Consider the following 17238-nt stretch of genomic DNA (forward strand, 5'->3'; position numbering starts at 1 on the left):
GAAAGTGTAACCCATGTGTCCGGTACATTTTGTCACCTATGTCTCGGGCCGCTCACAGCTCGCCTCTGTGTCTGATTGCTCGAATCCATCGCAAAACCATCGAAGAATTCCGCGATTTTTCGCTAATGCTTCGCGCAGCCGTGGTTTTTCCGCCAATGCACTGTTCTCCTCCGCGTCATATCGACCGGCAGGGAGATGAGCCGCTGAAATCGTCATTCGGGCGTCTCCCGCTGCGCAGCGCCTTCACCGATGATGGAGAACGGTCCCCAGAACGCCGGATAGGCATTCTCCGGGTTTGCCGTATCGCCGAGATAGGCCAGCATGGCGCGGCGCAGGGCCTCGGCACGACCGATACCGGGTTCTGACTTGATGACGTCGAAGGTCGCGGTCGTGAGCCGGGTCGCGGCATCGGAAGCGACCGCCCAGTGCGACACCAACAGGGCGCGCGCTCCGGCATAGAAGAAGGCGCGCGCCAGCCCAGACAGGGCCTCGGCACCGGGCCTGTCACCCGCCACGGTGTTGCAGGCCGACAGCACCACCCAATCTGCGTTCAGCTTGAGCTGGGCCACCTCGCTCGCGGTCAGCAGTCCGTCATCGAGATCGCTCGCCCGTTGCGGAATGCTCAGCGCCAGCGACGGTTCGGCCACGCCCTTGATGTCGCCGGCAACGAGACCGTGGGTCGCGAAATAGACGATCCGATAGTCGGCGAGAGGCAGCCGTTTCACGTTGGCCTCGCTCGCGTCGGCTTCAAGATGAAGGTCGCTCGCGGCCGCACCGACCTTCCGGGCAATCGCGCGAAGCTCGGTGGCAGTCTCTGGCAGGGGCGGCAGTGCCTTGCCGAGCATGGCGCGATCGACGCCTGCGCCCTGCCAATAGTCGGTGTAGGCGCGCGTGTGTGCCGCTGTCCGCGGGGCGGCCGCTGGGACGCCGGCCGGGGCGGCACCCGCGCCGCGCGCGTCCGGCATGCCGAACACCGGATCGCCGAAGCCGATCATCGGCTGCGCCGCCGGCCGCTGGCGCGCATAGGCGCGCAATGCCTTCAGGCTCGCGACCGACGGCAGGACGCTGACGGCTTGCCGCTTGATCAGCCAGGCGGCGTCGCGATAGCCCGCGATGTCGGTGGGATTCGGCGCAGCGGGTTGCTGCGTCAGCAGCAGATGAAACGGCAGGGCAGTGAGCGCGCCGGTCGGTACCACCAGCAAATGGCGCTTGTCCTTGATCAAGTCGTCGACAGGGTCGAGCAGGGCGACGTAGAGGTCGCGCGCCAGGCCGAGGTCGAACATTCCCGCCGCGCCGGCGCTGCGCGCCGCCACCCATTCGCCGACATCGAGGCCGCGGCGGAAGGCCTTGACCTTGCCGGCCAAGGCGTCGGCGCCGAGCGCGATGTCGTGCCAGGCAAAGCCGTCGCGCGTCACCGCAAAGACGCGGCTCTCCTTGTCATCAGGCAGAAAGAAGACCAGCGCTTCGTCGCTGCCGAGCAGGTTCTGGACTGCCTTCACCTCCAGCGGCTGCGGCCTTGTGAGTGCGGCAAACTCCGGAAACTCCCGCGTCAACCTTCTGTCGCTCTCGGTGAGCCGTGTCTCGGCCTCGCCGCTCGCCCGGCGCAAGGCATCGATCGCCTTGCGATCGCGATCGCCCTCGGGCTTCGACAAGGCCTCGACGAGCTTGCGGTCAGCGTCGCGCCACGAGCCAGCGAGGTCCTGGTTCTCGCGCACCAGGGCGGAAAGTGCTCCGCCGCCGGAGGCGAAGCGCGCTGCAAACTGCTGCACGGCAACCGCCGCGGACGACTGGTCGGCCCACTGCGCGATCTCGAAGGCTTCGCGGGCGAGCGTCGGTTCGGGCGCGATCTGTTGACGCGCGGCAAGGGCAAGATTGGCGACGTGGCGGCGAAAGAACAGTGCGCGCTGCGCGACGAGGCCGCCGGATCGCTGCTTCTGCCGGGCGCCGTCGGCCTCTCGGGCGGCATGGGCCAGCACCGCGGCGGTGGCTTTGCGTGAATAGGTGAGGGCGTTGGCACCGTCGCCAGCCTCGGCATATTCGCGCGCAAGATTGTGAAGGGCGTTGGCGGTGTCGGGGTGGTTCGCGCCAAGGGCCTTCTCGTAGATCGCCAGCGCGCGCGCAGTGAGTTCCTCGGCATCGGCGTACTTGCCGCGCGCCTCGAATTCGAGAGCGAGATTGTTGAGGATGTGCGCGACGTCGGGATGATCCTTACCCAGCGCCCGCTCCTGGATCGCCAGCGCACGCCGGTACAGTGCCTCCGCCTCGTCGCTGCGGTTCTCGCCGCCGTACAGCACGGCCAGATTGTCGAGGGTGTCGGCAAGATCGGGGTGGTTCGGCCCCAGCATCTTTTCCTTGATCGCCAGCGCCCGCTTGTAGAGCGCTTCAGCCTCGGCCGTGCGGCCCTGGTCCTCGGCGGTCGAGGCAAGGTTGTGCAGGATGTTGGCCACGATCGGATGAACGGGGCCGGTGGCCTTCTCCTGGATCGCCAGCGCCCGCCGGAACAGACCTTCGGCGTCGCCATAGCGCGCCTGGTCTTGATAGAGAAGAGCCAGATTGACAAGCGCCGCCGCGACCTGGGTGTGGTTCGGGCCGAGCGCTTTTTCCGTGATCGCCAGCCCGCGCTTCAACATCGGCTCCGCTTCGCCAAAGCGCCCCTGGCGTTGATATACGACGGCCAGGTTGTTCAACGTCGCGGCGAGGTCCGGATGTTCAGGTCCGAGCGCCTGTTCGCGGATCGCCAATGCGCGCTTGAACAGCGCCTCGGCCTCGCCGTAACGCGCTTCGTAGAGGTACACGGCGGCCATGTCGTCGAGCGCCGTCGCGACCAGCGGATGATTTGGCCCGAGCACCTTTTCCAGGATCGCGGCAGCGCGCTTGTAGGCCGCTTCGGCGTCGTCGTAGCGGCCCTGGTTCTGGTAGGTCACGGCCACCTTGAGCAGAATAAGGGCATAGTTCGGATGCTCGGTCCCGAATCGGGCCTTTACGGCCGCCTCGAGCTTCTGCCATTCGACGAGTGCGTCTTCATATTTGCCCGCGGCCAGCAACGCATTGAAGTGCTTCTGCACCGTTTCGATATCGGCGCGCTGTGCCGCCGCCGGCGCCACCGCAAGCACCGCGACAGTTGCGAGCCCGGCCGCCAGCGCTGCGGCTTTCCGTCGCCATTCGAGGATCATCTCACGCCTCCTGATCCGCACCGCGATTGCATCGAGGTTGTGCTGTGCCCGAACGAACAAGGCTGGTCGATGACGCGCTTTGCTTCGTCCAGATCCAAGAAGGTTGGTGTTCTGTCAGCGCCAAAGGGTTCGACGTGCCGCGCGCAAAGATGACCGCGCCGACATTTTGAGCACGTGGCGGGTTCGGAATACCGGTTTGTGAGAGTACGCTTCCTGGTATGCTCTACCGCTGCTCGGTGGCGATGCGCAAACCCAGAGCAATCAGGACCGCTCCGGTCGCGCCCTGCACAAGGCGACGCACGGTGGGGCGTTGAAGTGCACTCCGCACCTTGTGAACGGCCGCGGCATAAAATGCGAGCCAGAGAAAGGTCATGACTGCAAAGACAATTCCAAGAGCGAGCAGTGTCGCAAAGGTCGAACCGCCCATCGGTGCAAACTGGGGAAGCAGGCTGGTGAAGAAAACGGCCATCTTGGGATTGCCGAGATCGCTGATGAGGCCCTGCCTGAAAGCCGTCCAGGGGCTTACGCGGCCATGCGGGTGGTTTTCCACCGCCATCCTCGAATCTTGCTCCGGCGGCCGAAGGGCTTCGTACAACGCGACGAGACCCAGATAGATAAGATAGGCGGCCCCCAAATATTTGATCGTGAGAAACAGTGGCGCCGAGGCCACCAGGAGAGCAGCAAGGCCGACGCTGGTTGCCAGCGCCCAGACTGTCTGTCCAACTGCTATGCCAGCCGCCGTGCAAATCCCGCCAGTCCGCCCGGCCAAAAGGGTGCTGCGGATTGTCGTCGCCGTATCGGGCCCCGGCGTGACGATGACGATGATCGACGTTCCGATGAATGCAAGAAAAGTTAGCATGCTCCGCTGCTCCGCCACATTGCCGGCGACTATAATACACACTGCCGAGGTCTTTGGCTCGGCTCGGCGTACCCGATGACGATCATGAGGGTAGATGTGCTCGCCGGCTATACGTTGTGGCAGGCGAGTGCTCTGTCGTCCACGGACCGAAGTTCGGGAACGTCGACCAGGCAGCGTTGGCTGGCCAGCGGACAACGTGGCGCGTAGGCGCAGCCGCTTGGCCGCTTGAAGAGGCTTGGCGGCTCGCCCGTTTCGATGGCACCGAGAATTCGCCTGGATGGGTCCGGCTTCGGAATGGCCGCCACCAGCGATCGCGTATAGGGATGGCGCGGATCATCCAGAACTGTCCGCGTTGCGGCCTGCTCCACGATCCGGCCCATATACATTACGGCAACACGATTGCTGATTTGCCCGATGACGCCGAGGTCGTGGGAGATGAACAGCATCGACAGTCCGAGCTGCTCCCGCAGGTCCATCATCAGGTTGAGCACCTGGGCCTGCACCGACACGTCGAGGGCCGAGACCGGCTCGTCGGCAATCACGATGGATGGCGAGGGAAGAATTGTTCGCGCGATTCCGGCGCGTTGTCGCTGTCCGCCACTGAGTTCGTACGGATAGCGAGCGGCGAAGGACGGATCCAGGCCGACCGCCGTCAGCGCGGCGGCGATCGCGGCGCTGCGCTCGGCGCGACTGGTGAAGAAGCCGTTGATATCGCCAGCCTCCGCGACCGAGTCTCCGATCGCGCGCCGCGGGTTGAGCGATGCATAGGGATCCTGGAACACCATCCGGATATTCAGGCGCATGTCGCGAAGGCCGGCGCCCGTCACGTCCCTTCCCTTGAAGCGGATGCTGCCGCTGTCGGGCCGGACCAGCCCGACGATGGACCGGCCCACCGTGGTCTTGCCGCAGCCTGACTCGCCGACGATTCCGAGCACCTCGCCCTCTGCCAGCGACAGCGACACGCCATCCACAGCTCGCACCTGATATTTTCGGCCGGCGCGCCTGACCTTGAAGGAGACCTTCAGGTCCTTGATGTCGAGGACAGCGTTTCCGTTCATCACGGTCCCCCATCGTCCAAGGGGAAAGCGCAGAGCACTTCATGTCCTCGCGAAACTTCGGCGCGCGGTGGATCCGCCGTACGGCAGGGCTCGCGCACCGCCGGGCATCGTGAGGCAAAGACGCAGCCGACAGCAACCGTCCCGGGTGCCGGCGGCTGGCCCGCGATGGTTGGCAGGCGGCGCGCGCCGGAATTCCGCGACGGCATGCAATCCATCAGTCCGCGCGTGTAATGATGGCGCGGCCTGCCGAACAACGCCGCGACATCAGCGGTCTCCACGATCCGGCCCGCATACATGACCGAAACGCGATCCGCCAGCTGTGCGATCACCCCCATGTCGTGGGTGATGAACAACATCGCCATGTCCAGGCGGTTGCAGAGCTCGCGCAGCAGGCCGAGAACCTGCACCTGGATCGTGACATCCAGGGCCGTGGTCGGTTCATCGGCAATCAGAACCTGGGGCCTGCAGGCCAGCGCGATCGCGATCATGATCCGCTGGCGCTGGCCGCCGGACAATTGATGCGGATACGCGGACAGCTGCATTGCGGGATCCGGCATGCGGACCAGCTCGAGCAGCTCACGTGCCCGGGCGATCGCCGGAGCGTCGGACACGCGATCATGCACGCGCACGGCTTCGGCAATCTGATCGCCGATCCGACGAACCGGGTTCAGCGAGGTCATCGGCTCCTGAAAGATCATGGCCATGCGGCCGTGGCCCGCTTCGACGCGCTGCCAGGGTTGCAGCAGTGTCACGTCGCTGCCCTCCAACAGGACGCGGCCGGTGCGGATCCGCGGGCCGGGCTGCGGCAGCAATCCCATCACCGCGAGCGAGGTCATGCTCTTGCCGCAGCCGGATTCGCCGACGAGGCCGAGGATTTCGCCTTTGGCAAGTTCGAAGGACACACCGGCGACGATATCGACCGGCGCAGTCGCCGGCCCCAATGACACCGTAAGGTCGCGAACGGACAGCACGATCTAGCCCTTCTCGCCAAGGAGCTGACGGAACCGGGGATCGAGGCGATCGCGCAGGGCATCGCCGACCAGGTTGAGCGAAAACGCAGTCGCCACGATCATCATGCCCGGAAAGAACAGCAGCCACGGCGCGCGGGTGATGAAGGTGCGCGATTCCGCCAGCATGTTGCCCCAGCTCGGAATCTCCGGCGGCGCGCCGAGGCCGAGGAAATCCAGCGATGCCGCGCCAAGCTGCGCGAACGCGAAGACAAAGCTGGCCTGCACAAGAAGCGGTGAGACCAGGTTCGGCAAGATATGCTTGCCGATGAGCCAAGCCGTTCCGGCGCCCATGCTGCGGGACGCCTCGACATAGGTCTCCGTGCGCAAGCGCAGCGTCAGGCCGTAAACGATCCGCGTCGTCGTGGTCATGTAGCCGAGCCCGATCGCCAGAATGGCGTTCACCACGCTCGGACCGAGGACGACGATCAGCCCAAGCGCGAGCAGCAGGCTCGGAAATGCCATGAGCACGTCGACCATGCGCATCAGCACATGGCCGAGCCGGGGGAACAGGGCGGACAGCACGCCGATCGGCACGCCGGTCGCGAGCGCGAACATGACCACGCCCGAACCGATCAGCAGCGCCATGCGCGCCGACTGGATGGCGCGTGACAAGGTGTCCCGGCCGAATTGGTCGGTGCCGAACCAATGAAGCGCGTTCGGAGGTGTCAGGCGGATCGACGGATCGATGGCGTAGGGATCGTAAGGTGCGAGCCAGGGCGCGAAGGTCGCGGCGAGTACGGTCGCGAGCAGGATGCCGAGCCCCATCAGTGCGATCGGTCGCGCGATGAACGGCTTCAGCCAGAAGATTGCGCCGTCACGGCTCATTGCAGTTCGACCCTGGGGTCGAGCAGGCGATAGCTCAGATCGACGATCAGGTTGATCAGGAGATACACGACGACGATGACCAGAATGACGCCCTGGATCACCGGATAGTCCCGGCGGAGGATGGACTGAACGACGAGGCGGCCGATACCCGGCAGGGCAAACACGGTTTCTGTCACCACGGCTTCGGACAGCAGCGCCGCGAAAGTGAAGCCGAATGCCGAGACCACCGCCAGGAGCGCGTTGCGCAGAATGTGCCGGGTCACGACCTGCCAGGGACGGATGCCCTTTGCACGTGCCGTGCGCACGTAGTCCTCGCGGGAGACGTCGAGCATGCTGGCGCGCGTCAGCCGCAGAATCAACGCGGCATTCGGCGCCGCAAGCGCGAGACTCGGCAAGACGAGATAGCGGAGATTGACGATGCCGCCTTCGAAGACCGATGGATAACCGGAGCTCGGAAACCAGCCAAGCCACGCGGCAAAGATCAGGATCAAATAAAGCCCGACCCAGAACGTCGGAATCGAGGCCATCAGCATCGCCGCGCCTGATAGTGCCTGGTCGAGCCAGGTGCCGTGCCGGACCGCCGCGATCACGCCGATCGGCACGCCGATCAGCGTAACCCAGATCATCGTCATGGTGGCGAGCAAGGCGCTGGTCTCGGCACCATCGGCAATGACCGACAGCACCGGCGCCTGGAAGAAGATCGACCGCCCGAGATTGCCCTCTGTCACGTGCCCGATCCAGGTCAGATATTGCAGGACGATCGGTTGGTCGAGGCCGAGCTGGTGTCGCAGAGCGTCGATCTGATCCGGCGTCGCGGTGTCACCGAGCAGAACGTAGATGGGATCGCCCGGGACGATATGGATGAAGGCAAAGATGATGACGGACGCCGCCAGAAGCGTCACCGCCGTCGTTGCCGCGCGCTTGAGTGAGTAAGACCACATGCGATTGTGCGGCCGATCAGCGGCGGTGATGCGCGCTGGCGGCGCTGGACATTCCCGGTGGTCTCATCGCCTGTCCTTATTTCGTGGACACATTCCAGAATGCGGGACCATTCGGGTTCAGTCCCTTCAGCTTGGGAGACGCGATGTCATAGGTGTAGGCATCGCCCACTTTCATCACCGGCACCTGGTCGTAGATCAGCGCTTGGATCTTGTCCCATGTCGCCTTACGTGCGGCCGGATCGGTCGATCTGATCAGCTCGGCCCGCAGCGAGCTGATCTCGGGGCTGTCCCACCATCCGGGATAGCTCGCATTCAGGAAGGTCAGGAGCAGCGGATCGGGCGAGAAGGAATGGTGGGTGACAAAGATGTCCCACTGTTCCGGCTGGCCTCGCATCTTCAGAAGCGTCGCCCAATCGACGACCATCATCTGAACATTGATGCCGGCGTCTGCCAATTGGCGCGTGAAGACGGAGGCTTCATCATAGTGCGCTTGATAATTGGTCGAGACCAACAGACGGATCGGAGTCCCCGTGTAGTCCGCCTCCTTTGCGAGCTCCTTGGCTTTCTTGGGATCGTGGGGGCTGTAGCCGGACACGCCTTCTGCCGAGTACCAGGGCGTGCCCTTGGGAAAGATCGATCCTTCGGCATTCCACAGTTCCTTGGAGCCGAAGGCGACGCGCAGGGCCTGCGACTTGTCCAGCGCGGTCTGGATGGCGCGGCGGAGCTTGTAATTGTCCTTCAGGATTCCCTGCTTCGAATTCATGAAGAACAGGCCGAAGATCGGCGCGTTGGTACGCTGCACCTGAACCGACGGGTCCTTGCTCAGGGATTCGTACAGGTCGCCGGAGATCATTTCCGCATAATCGTAGTCGCCGGCCTGTACGCCGCTGACGCGGGTGCCGACGTCCGGGACCGGAATGAACCGGATCTTGTCCAAGTTGGCGACGCGGGCGCCGGCGAAGCCGTCGCCCTTTTCCTTCACCGGCTTGTAGCCATCGAATTTCTCCACCTCGACATAGCGGTTGGGCCGCCACTCCACGAACTTGTAAGGCCCGGTGCCGATATAGTCCTTCTGCTCGATCGGCTTATTGCCTGCGTTGGCCGCTATCTCTTCTGGATAGATCGCAAGGCCACCATTGACGTCCGCAATGAGAGTCTTCCAGGCGCCGTTGGGCGCCGATAGCTTCAACGTGACCTCATACTTTCCAGTCGCCTCGACCGAACTGGCTGCGGCCATCAGGAGCTTGCCGCGCGCGCCGACACTGCCCCACCGCGTCATCGACGCGACCACATCCTTGGCGGTCATTTCCTTGCCGTTGTGGAAAGGGACGCCCTCGCGGAGCTTGATGACGATGGTCTTGCCGCCGTCTTCCTCGCGATCACTCTCGGCCAGCAGCGGGCGTGGCGTATAGGTCGAGTCCAGCGCATATAATGTTTCGAAGATGTGACGGCCGATGACGGAGGCGACGTCGGCTGTCGTCAGCATGACATCGAGTGGCGGCGGTTCGCCGATGGTGGCTTCGCGAAGCAGGGTGGCCGCGCTGGCCTGCGCATTCAGAAACAGTGCAGTGGCAATCGCGACGGCGCCACGCATCAAGACACTGAGGTCGCATCTCATGATCGCCCCTCCCAGCTTGTTTTCGCCGCCTGCCTCGACGTGCAGGGGATGCGCCCTTCCGGATTTGATCAGGCGGCGCGTTATCGTTTGTTTGAAAGTTACAGGCAGATTATGCTAAGTTTCAAGCGAAAAATTGCCAAGTATGGCCCACCCGCCAAGACCTGACCGGTCGACACTGAAGGTTTCTTACGGAGATCTCCGGGCCAAGGCGCAGGTTAATCCGACCTGAGGAAGGGCGCGCATGCCGCGTGCGAAGCGAATTCAAACGGCGAAAACCGCTGAGACAACCGTCTCGGCGCCATCGCGCCGCGACGCTTTCGTGGCCGGCGACATCGTCTCTGTCATCAGACAAAGTGCTCCTGATCTCAGTCCCTCGGAGCAGCGCGTTGCCATGGCGCTGCTGGCTGACGTCGAGTTTGCCATTCACGCGAGCAATGCGGAGCTGGCCCGCAGCGCTCGCGTCAGTGAACCGACGGTAACCAGATTCAGCCGCTCCGTTGGCTGTCGCGGCGTCCGCGACCTCAAGGTGAGGCTGGCCCAAGCGATGGCGGTTGGGCGGATTTACCTTGAACTGCCTCCGCATGTCGGCACGGATCTGGCGCGCCCTGCGCTCTGGCGGTCGGTGTTCCAGGAAATTCGTCGCGCAATTGCCGCCGCTGAAGAGGGGCTCCAGAGAGAGGACGTCGAGAGGGCTGCCGAAGCCATCTCCCGCTGTTCGAAACTTGCAGCGTTCGGCGTGGGCGGCGGCTCGACCCTTGCGGCGATGGAGGTTCAAAATCGCTTCTTTCGTCTTGGGATCGCCGTCTCGCACAGCTCCGACCCGAGCTTGATGCGCATGATCGCCGCAACCTTCGGCCGGGACGATGTCGTGGTCGCCATCTCGACCACCGGTATGGCGAAGGAGGTGATCGAGGCAGCCGGTATCGCCAAGCAATACGGCGCCCTCATTGTCGCGATCACCAAGCCGAACAGCAGGTTGGCCTCGATCGCCGATATCGCGCTTGGCGTGCACGTGCCCGAAGCGCCCGATGCGCTCAAGCCGACTGCGTCGCGCTATGCCCTTCTTGCGGCCATCGATCTGCTCGCTGCATCGACGGCCTATTGCAAGCCGCTCGAAGCCCAGACACGGATGCGTCGGATCAAATACGAGCTGCTGAAGGGCGCCGACGGGAATTCAAATGGGCCGCTCGGGGACTGAACCGCCGCGGTCGTTAATCCAAATTGACTCGAATTTTAGCCAATTCACCAACAACCATTAGGGTTACTTCCTCGATCTCTAAGCGAATTATTGTCCGCTTTACCACCCGCCTCTAACAGAGAGACGGCGGACAACGCACATGCCTCATACAGGCCCAATAAGTGCGGCCCGCGTCCCACGCGGAGGTGGTACGATGCGCAACGAGACGATCGCTATTCACGCCGGCTACGAGCCCGAAGCCACCACGCATGCGGTCGCCGTGCCGATCTACCAGACCGCAGCCTACGCCTTCGACAGCGCCGATCACGGCGCCGCGCTGTTCAATCTCGAGGCCGAAGGTTTTCGTTACAGCCGCATCGCCAATCCGACCAGCGCCGTGCTGGAGCAGCGCATCGCCCAGCTCGAAGGCGGCGTCGGCGCGCTTGCGGTGGCAACCGGCCAGGCTGCGCTGCATTTCGCTTTCGTCAACGTCGCCGATCACGGCGGCAACATCGTCTCCGTGCCGCAGCTCTATGGCACCACCCACACGCTGCTGTCACACATCCTGCCGCGGCAGGGCATCACCGGCCGCTTCGCCGAGAGTGATGCGCCCGAGGCGATCGCAAGGCTGATCGACGAGAACACCCGCGCCGTGTTTGCCGAGACCATCGGCAATCCCGCCGGCAATGTCTGCGACATCGAGGCCCTCGCAAAAATCGCGCATGCTCATGGCGTGCCGTTGATCGTCGACAACACCGTCGCAACGCCGATCCTGCTCAAGCCGTTCGACTACGGTGCCGACATCGCCGTGCATTCGCTGACTAAGTTCCTGGGCGGCCACGGCACCACGCTGGGCGGCGCCATCGTCGATTCAGGAAATTTCCCCTGGGCCGAGCATGCCGACCGCTTCCCGGCCTACAACAGGCCGGATGCCTCCTATCACGGCCTCGTCTATGCCGAGCGCTTCGGCAAGACCGCCTATATCGAGCGCGCGCGCAGCGTCTATCAGCGCACCATGGGTTCGGTGCTGTCGCCGTTCAACGCCTTCCTGCTTTTGCAGGGCATCGAGACCGTTGCGCTGCGGATGGAGCGCCATTGCGAGAACGCGCGCAAGGTCGCCGAATTCTTGCGCAACGATCCGCGCGTCGCCTGGGTCAATTACACCGGCTTCCCGGATAGCCCCTATTATCCGCTGGTCCAGAAATATCTCGACGGCAACGCTTCCTCCCTGTTCACCTTCGGCATCAAGGGCGGCATGGAGGCCGGCAAGGCCTTCTATGACGCGCTGAAGCTGATCACGCGTCTCGTCAATATCGGCGACGCCAAGTCGCTGGCCTGCCATCCAGCCTCGACCACGCACCGCCAGATGTCGGCGGAGCAACAGCGCGCTGCCGGCGTGCTGCCCGAGACCATCCGTCTCTCGATCGGCATCGAGCACGCCTCTGACATCATCGAGGACATCGATCAGGCCTTGGAAAAGGCCTGTCCGGCCGCGCGTCTTCAGGCCGCGGAGTAAGCAATCGGGCCGATGAGCATCTTGATCGCCAGGGATCAAGGGATCGCAAGCCCGGCGCTGGTTCCGGCCGAGGGCGACCTCGCGCGCGATCATGCGGGTGCTGCGCTCACCATCGGGCTGATCAACAACATGCCGGATGCGGCGCTGAAGGCGACCGAGCGGCAGTTCATGAAGCTGCTGCAGGCCGCCGCGGGGCCGCGCCGCATCCGCTTCCATTGCTTCTCGCTGCCGTCGGTGAAGCGTTCGCCGGAAGCGACGTGGCATGTCGAGAGCGAATATTCCGATCTGGTGGATCTCAAGCACCAGAAATTCGATGGCCTGATCGTGACAGGGGCCGAACCCATCGCTCCCGACCTCGACCAGGAACCGTATTGGCGCGATCTCACCGAGCTGATCGACTGGGCCATGGTCAATACGCGCTCGACGATCTGGTCCTGCCTCGCCGCCCATGCCGCGGTGCTGCATCTTGATCGCATTGAACGGCAGCGGCTGCCGTCGAAATGCCATGGCATCTTCGACTGCGAGGCCGTGACCGACGACCCGCTGACCCGCGATGCGCCGGCGCCGCTCAAGGTCTCGCATTCGCGTCTGAACGAGGTGACCGAGCGGGATCTCGCACAGGCCGGCTATCAGGTGCTGACCCGGTCGGCCCAAGCTGGCGTCGACGTTTTCGTCAGGCAATATGCCAGCCGCTTCGTGTTCTTCCAGGGCCATCCCGAGTATGACGCGCTGTCGCTGCAGCGCGAATATCTGCGCGACATCGGTCGTTATCTCGCGCGCGAACGGGAGGTCTATCCCGCCCTCCCGGTGAGCTATTTCGACGCGGCGACCGAAGAGAAACTCGCGCGCTTCCAGAAGCGCGCGAAGCATCAGCGTCATCCGGCGCTGACCAACGAGTTGCCCGCGCTGAGCTTGCGGACAGATATCGCGGCCGGTAGCGCCGCGGCGGCGTTATTTCGCAATTGGTTGCGATATCTCGGCGCGGAGGCGGATGCTCCACTGCCCGCGCGTTAACCTCGGAGCCTCCGGTTCCGCGTTAGGATTACCCAAGCGTTAAACTTGCGTCACACCCCGCGCAGATGTTTCAGTGCAGAAATACAGAGTCACAGGGAATGCACTCGTGCTGTCGAGCCTCAACGGACGCTTGAGCAATCGGCTGGCCCGGCATTTCCGCGCCACGCCGCATCGCTTGCCGACGCGAGCACCGATGGTGAGCTTCACCTTCGATGACGCGCCCGATAGCGCCGCAGGCGAGGGCGCTGCGCTGCTGGAAGCGCATGGCGGCCGCGGCACGTTCTATATCGCAGGCAGCCTGATCGACCGGCCCGGAGACCATTGGCATGGACTGTCGAACGATGCGATCGTCCGGCTGCATCGTGCCGGCCACGAGATCGGCTGCCACACCTTTTCACACTTGCGCGCGGTGGACCTCGACGAGCGCGCGATGACGCGCGAGATCGAGCGCAACCGCAGCCATTTCCGCGGCATCGATTCCTCGATCCGGCTCGAGAATTTCGCCTATCCGTATGGCCTCGCCTCGGTCTGGCGCAAGCCGCAGCTCGCCAGGATCTTCCGCTCGGCGCGGGGCATCCTTCCCGGCGTCAACAGCGATGTGATCGATCTCCAGCTCCTGCGCGCTTCGCCCCTGGTCAATTGCGAGATCGATAGGGATGGTGTGGACCGTTACTTCGACGACGCCGTTGCGAGCGGTGGCTGGTTGATCTTCTACGGCCACGACGTCGTCGATGCGCCGAGCCCCTATGGCTGCACGCCGGCCCTGCTGCACCACGCGCTGGAGGCGGCCGAGAAGCGCAGCATGCCGATCGTGACGGTCGCCGAGGCCTTGCGGCGAATCGGGGCGTAGCAGGGAAACACGGCGCCTTGCGCCCAAATCGTCTTGCAACGTCCCCGCCGTCATGCGACTTGCGTCGTGACGAATCTCTCAAAACCCCGACGCGCCCATGTCCGTCCCTTCCACCGCTCCACTGCCAGCGTCGGCCGATGGCCGCGATGCGCTGTCGGTGCTGCATTCGGTGTTCGGCCTGCCGGGCTTTCGCGGCGCGCAGGGCGAGATCATCCGTCATGTGACTGACGGCGGCAATTGCCTGGTGCTGATGCCCACCGGCGGCGGCAAGTCGTTGTGCTATCAATTGCCGTCGCTGTTGCGCGAAGGCTGCGGCATCGTGGTCTCGCCGCTGATCGCGCTGATGCGCGACCAGGTCGCGGGCCTGATCGAGGCCGGCGTCAATGCCGCCGCGCTGAACTCGTCGCTGTCGTTCCAGGAGGCCTCCGAGATCGAGCGCCGCCTGATCGCCGGCGATCTCGACCTGCTCTATGTCGCGCCGGAACGGCTGGTCACGCCGCGCTGCCTGTCGATGCTGGCGCAGGCCAAGGTGGCGCTGTTTGCGATCGACGAAGCGCATTGCGTCTCGCAATGGGGCCACGATTTCCGGCCTGAATATGTCGGCCTCTCCGTCATCGCCGAGCGCTTTCCCGATGTGCCGCGCATCGCACTGACAGCGACTGCGGATGAGCTGACGCGGAAAGAGATCGTCCAGCGCCTCCAGCTGACCGACAGCCCGCAATTCGTCTCCAGCTTCGACCGGCCCAACATCCGCTACGAGATCGTCGACAAGCGCAACGCGGTGTCGCAGCTCAAGGATTTCATCCGGGAACGCCATGCCGGCGACGCCGGCGTGGTCTATTGCTTGTCGCGCAACCGTGTCGAGGAGGTCGCAGCTGCGCTGGATGACGCAGGCATTGCGGCGCTGCCTTATCACGCCGGGCTCGACAGCCAAGTGCGCTCGCGCAACCAGGACCGGTTCCTCAACGAGGACGGCATCGTCATCGTCGCGACCATCGCCTTCGGCATGGGCATCGACAAGCCCGATGTGCGCTTCGTCGCCCATCTCGATCTGCCGAAGAGCATCGAGGCCTACTACCAGGAGACCGGGCGCGCCGGTCGTGACGGCAAGCCGTCCGCCGCGTGGATGGCCTATGGGCTTTCCGACATCGTGCAGCAGCGCCGCATGATCGACGAGTCCAGCGGCTCGGACGAGTTCAAGCGCGTGTCGATCGGCAAGCTGGACGCGCTGGTCGGCCTCGCCGAGACCGCGCAGTGCCGGCGCAGGCGGCTGCTCGCCTATTTCGGCGAGACGGTGATGGCCGAGAATTGCGGCAATTGCGACAATTGCCTGACGCCGCCCAAGATGCGCGATGGCAAGGTGCTGGCGCAAAAGCTGCTGTCCTGCGTCTATCGCACCGGGCAACGATTCGGCGCTATGCATCTGATCGACGTGCTGATCGGGCGTCTGACCGACAAGGTGACGCAGTTCGGCCACGACAAATTGTCGGTGTTCGGCATCGGGCGCGAGCTCAACGAGAAGCAGTGGCGCACCGTGCTGCGGCAGCTGGTGGCGATGGGCCATTTGCAGGCCGACAGCGAGGCGTTCGGCGCGCTGAAACTGACCGACTCGGCGCGGGGCGTGCTGCGTGGGGAGACCGAGGTGTGGCTGCGAGAGGAGGCGCCTGGCACGCGCGTCCGCGCCAGCCGCGCAAAGTCCCGCCGCGGCGACCTTGCGCCGGCTGCCGGCGCGCCACAAGGCGATGTCGATCCCGAATTGCGCGCGCGGCTGCGGTCCTGGCGCTCGGATGTGGCGCGCGAGCGCGGCGTGCCCGCCTATGTCGTGCTGCACGATGCCACCATCGACGGCATCGTGCGGGCCTGGCCGACCACGCTCGACGAGCTGCGCGATGTCCCCGGCATCGGCGACAAGAAGCTCGAGCATTACGGCGAGGAGCTGTTGCAGATCGTCAGGACGCGGTAGGCGCGCCCCGATCTCCCCACATCGTCATCCGGGACAAGAGCGCCCAAAGCGCGCGCCACGTGGCATGCTGGTTGCCCCAGCGCGCTTCAACAAATGACGGCTGGGTAACGGGTCCTGGCTTTCGCCAGGACGACGTTGGTGAGGATGCGCGAGTAGAGCCTCTCAGCCGTTCCGGAACGCGTATCCGTAGCCGTTCAACGCAGGCGCGCCGCCGAGATGGGCATAGAGCACCTTCGCGCCCTTCTCGAAATAGCCCTTCTTGGTCAGGTCGATCAGGCCCTGCATCGATTTGCCTTCATAGACAGGGTCGGTGATCATCGCTTCTAACCGCGCGGTGAGGCGGATCGCTTCCTTGGTCTCCTCCGACGGCACGCCATAGGCGGGATAGGCGTAGTCCTCGATCAGAACGACGTCGTCCGCAACGATGTCCTTGCCGAGCTCGACGAGTTTTGCGGTGTTCTGCGCGATCGAGAGTACCTGCGCCTTGGTTTGATCAGGGGTGAACGATCCATCGATGCCGATCACCTTTCGCGCGCGGCCGTCGGCGGCGAAGCCCACCAGCATGCCGGCATGGGTCGAACCGGTGACGGTGCAGACGATGATGTAGTCGAACTTGAAGCCGAGCTCCTTCTCCTGTTTGCGCACCTCTTCGGCGAAGCCGACATAGCCGAGCCCGCCGAATTTGTGCACGGAGGCGCCGGCCGGAATCGCGTAGGGCTTGCCGCCGGCGGCCTTCACTTCCTCGACCGCCTGCTCCCAGCTCTTGCGGATGCCGATGTCGAAGCCGTCGTCGACCAGGCGCACGTCGGCGCCCATGATGCGCGAGAGCATGATGTTGCCGACGCGGTCATAGACGGCGTCCTCGTGCGGCACCCAGGCTTCCTGCACCAGCCGGCACTTCATGCCGATCTTGGCCGCGACGGCTGCGATCATGCGTGTGTGGTTGGACTGCACGCCGCCGATCGAGACCAGCGTGTCGGCATTGGAGGCGATCGCATCGGGAATGATGTATTCGAGCTTGCGCAGCTTGTTGCCGCCATAGGCAAGGCCCGAATTGCAGTCCTCGCGCTTGGCGTAGATCTCGACATTGCCGCCGAGATGTTTCGACAGCCGCTCGAGCTTCTCGATGGGGGTCGGGCCGAAGGTGAGCGGATAGCGCGCGAATTTGTCCAGATTCATGGGATCCTCCCTGATGGCGTTATGGCTGGGATGTGACTAGCACTGCGCCGAAAAA

The 17238-nt window shown here is 64.2% G+C and carries 13 protein-coding genes; 5 read left to right on the plus strand and 8 right to left on the minus strand.

The genetic code is table 11. The annotated features are described in order from the left end of the window. Positions 1 to 212 precede the first annotated feature (212 nt). The 7 genes from HYH07_RS03830 to HYH07_RS03860 all read right to left on the minus strand — a co-directional run bounded on the left by HYH07_RS03830 (position 213) and on the right by HYH07_RS03860 (position 9484). Positions 213 to 3173, minus strand: a complete 2961-nt coding sequence (locus tag HYH07_RS03830) for a CHAT domain-containing tetratricopeptide repeat protein (protein ID WP_220001227.1) — start codon at positions 3171 to 3173, stop codon at positions 213 to 215. 223 nt (positions 3174 to 3396) lie between these two features. Further along, on the minus strand, positions 3397 to 4032 hold the full coding sequence (locus HYH07_RS03835) for a LysE family translocator (protein ID WP_220001228.1): 636 nt from the start codon (positions 4030 to 4032) through the stop codon (positions 3397 to 3399). A 107-nt stretch (positions 4033 to 4139) separates the two neighbouring features. Continuing rightward, a complete protein-coding gene (locus HYH07_RS03840) occupies positions 4140 to 4994 on the minus strand; it encodes an ABC transporter ATP-binding protein (RefSeq protein WP_312016633.1) in 855 nt (284 codons plus the stop codon). Positions 4995 to 5089: 95 nt separating this feature from the next. Next, positions 5090 to 6061 (minus strand): ABC transporter ATP-binding protein, encoded by a 972-nt coding sequence (locus HYH07_RS03845; protein ID WP_220001230.1) that lies wholly within the window; start codon positions 6059 to 6061, stop codon positions 5090 to 5092. 3 nt (positions 6062 to 6064) lie between these two features. After that, complete coding sequence (locus HYH07_RS03850; RefSeq protein WP_220001231.1) at positions 6065 to 6925, minus strand: ABC transporter permease; 861 nt, start codon at positions 6923 to 6925, stop codon at positions 6065 to 6067. Further along, entirely contained in the window at positions 6922 to 7866 is a 945-nt protein-coding gene (locus HYH07_RS03855) for an ABC transporter permease (RefSeq protein WP_220001232.1), read from the minus strand. Before HYH07_RS03855 ends, HYH07_RS03850 begins: the two co-directional genes overlap by 4 nt. Positions 7867 to 7942: 76 nt before the next feature. Then, positions 7943 to 9484, minus strand: a complete 1542-nt coding sequence (locus tag HYH07_RS03860) for an ABC transporter substrate-binding protein (RefSeq protein WP_220001233.1) — start codon at positions 9482 to 9484, stop codon at positions 7943 to 7945. 319 nt (positions 9485 to 9803) lie between these two features. Here HYH07_RS03860 and HYH07_RS03865 point away from each other — a divergent pair, with 319 nt between their 5' ends. From HYH07_RS03865 to recQ, 5 genes are all read left to right on the plus strand, one after another. Then, entirely contained in the window at positions 9804 to 10682 is an 879-nt protein-coding gene (locus HYH07_RS03865) for a MurR/RpiR family transcriptional regulator (RefSeq protein ID WP_312016634.1), read from the plus strand. 193 nt (positions 10683 to 10875) lie between these two features. Beyond that, positions 10876 to 12177 (plus strand): O-acetylhomoserine aminocarboxypropyltransferase/cysteine synthase family protein, encoded by a 1302-nt coding sequence (locus tag HYH07_RS03870; RefSeq protein ID WP_220001235.1) that lies wholly within the window; start codon positions 10876 to 10878, stop codon positions 12175 to 12177. 12 nt (positions 12178 to 12189) lie between these two features. Next, positions 12190 to 13191, plus strand: coding sequence for a homoserine O-succinyltransferase (locus HYH07_RS03875; RefSeq protein ID WP_220001236.1), 1002 nt, complete (start codon positions 12190 to 12192; stop codon positions 13189 to 13191). A 106-nt stretch (positions 13192 to 13297) separates the two neighbouring features. After that, positions 13298 to 14041 (plus strand): polysaccharide deacetylase family protein, encoded by a 744-nt coding sequence (locus HYH07_RS03880; RefSeq protein WP_220001496.1) that lies wholly within the window; start codon positions 13298 to 13300, stop codon positions 14039 to 14041. Between the two features lie 97 nt (positions 14042 to 14138). Continuing rightward, positions 14139 to 16004 carry a DNA helicase RecQ gene (gene recQ, locus HYH07_RS03885; protein WP_220001237.1) on the plus strand — a complete coding sequence of 622 codons (1866 nt, stop codon included), beginning with the start codon at positions 14139 to 14141 and terminating at the stop codon, positions 16002 to 16004. A 162-nt stretch (positions 16005 to 16166) separates the two neighbouring features. On the opposite strand, the gene HYH07_RS03890 is transcribed toward recQ, so the two are convergent. Further along, complete coding sequence (locus tag HYH07_RS03890; RefSeq protein ID WP_220001238.1) at positions 16167 to 17183, minus strand: 1-aminocyclopropane-1-carboxylate deaminase; 1017 nt, start codon at positions 17181 to 17183, stop codon at positions 16167 to 16169. Positions 17184 to 17238 lie beyond the last annotated feature (55 nt).

Origin of the sequence: Bradyrhizobium sp. BR 10261 (assembly GCF_019455395.1) — a bacterium.
Taxonomy (GTDB): Bacteria; Pseudomonadota; Alphaproteobacteria; order Rhizobiales; family Xanthobacteraceae; genus Bradyrhizobium; species Bradyrhizobium manausense.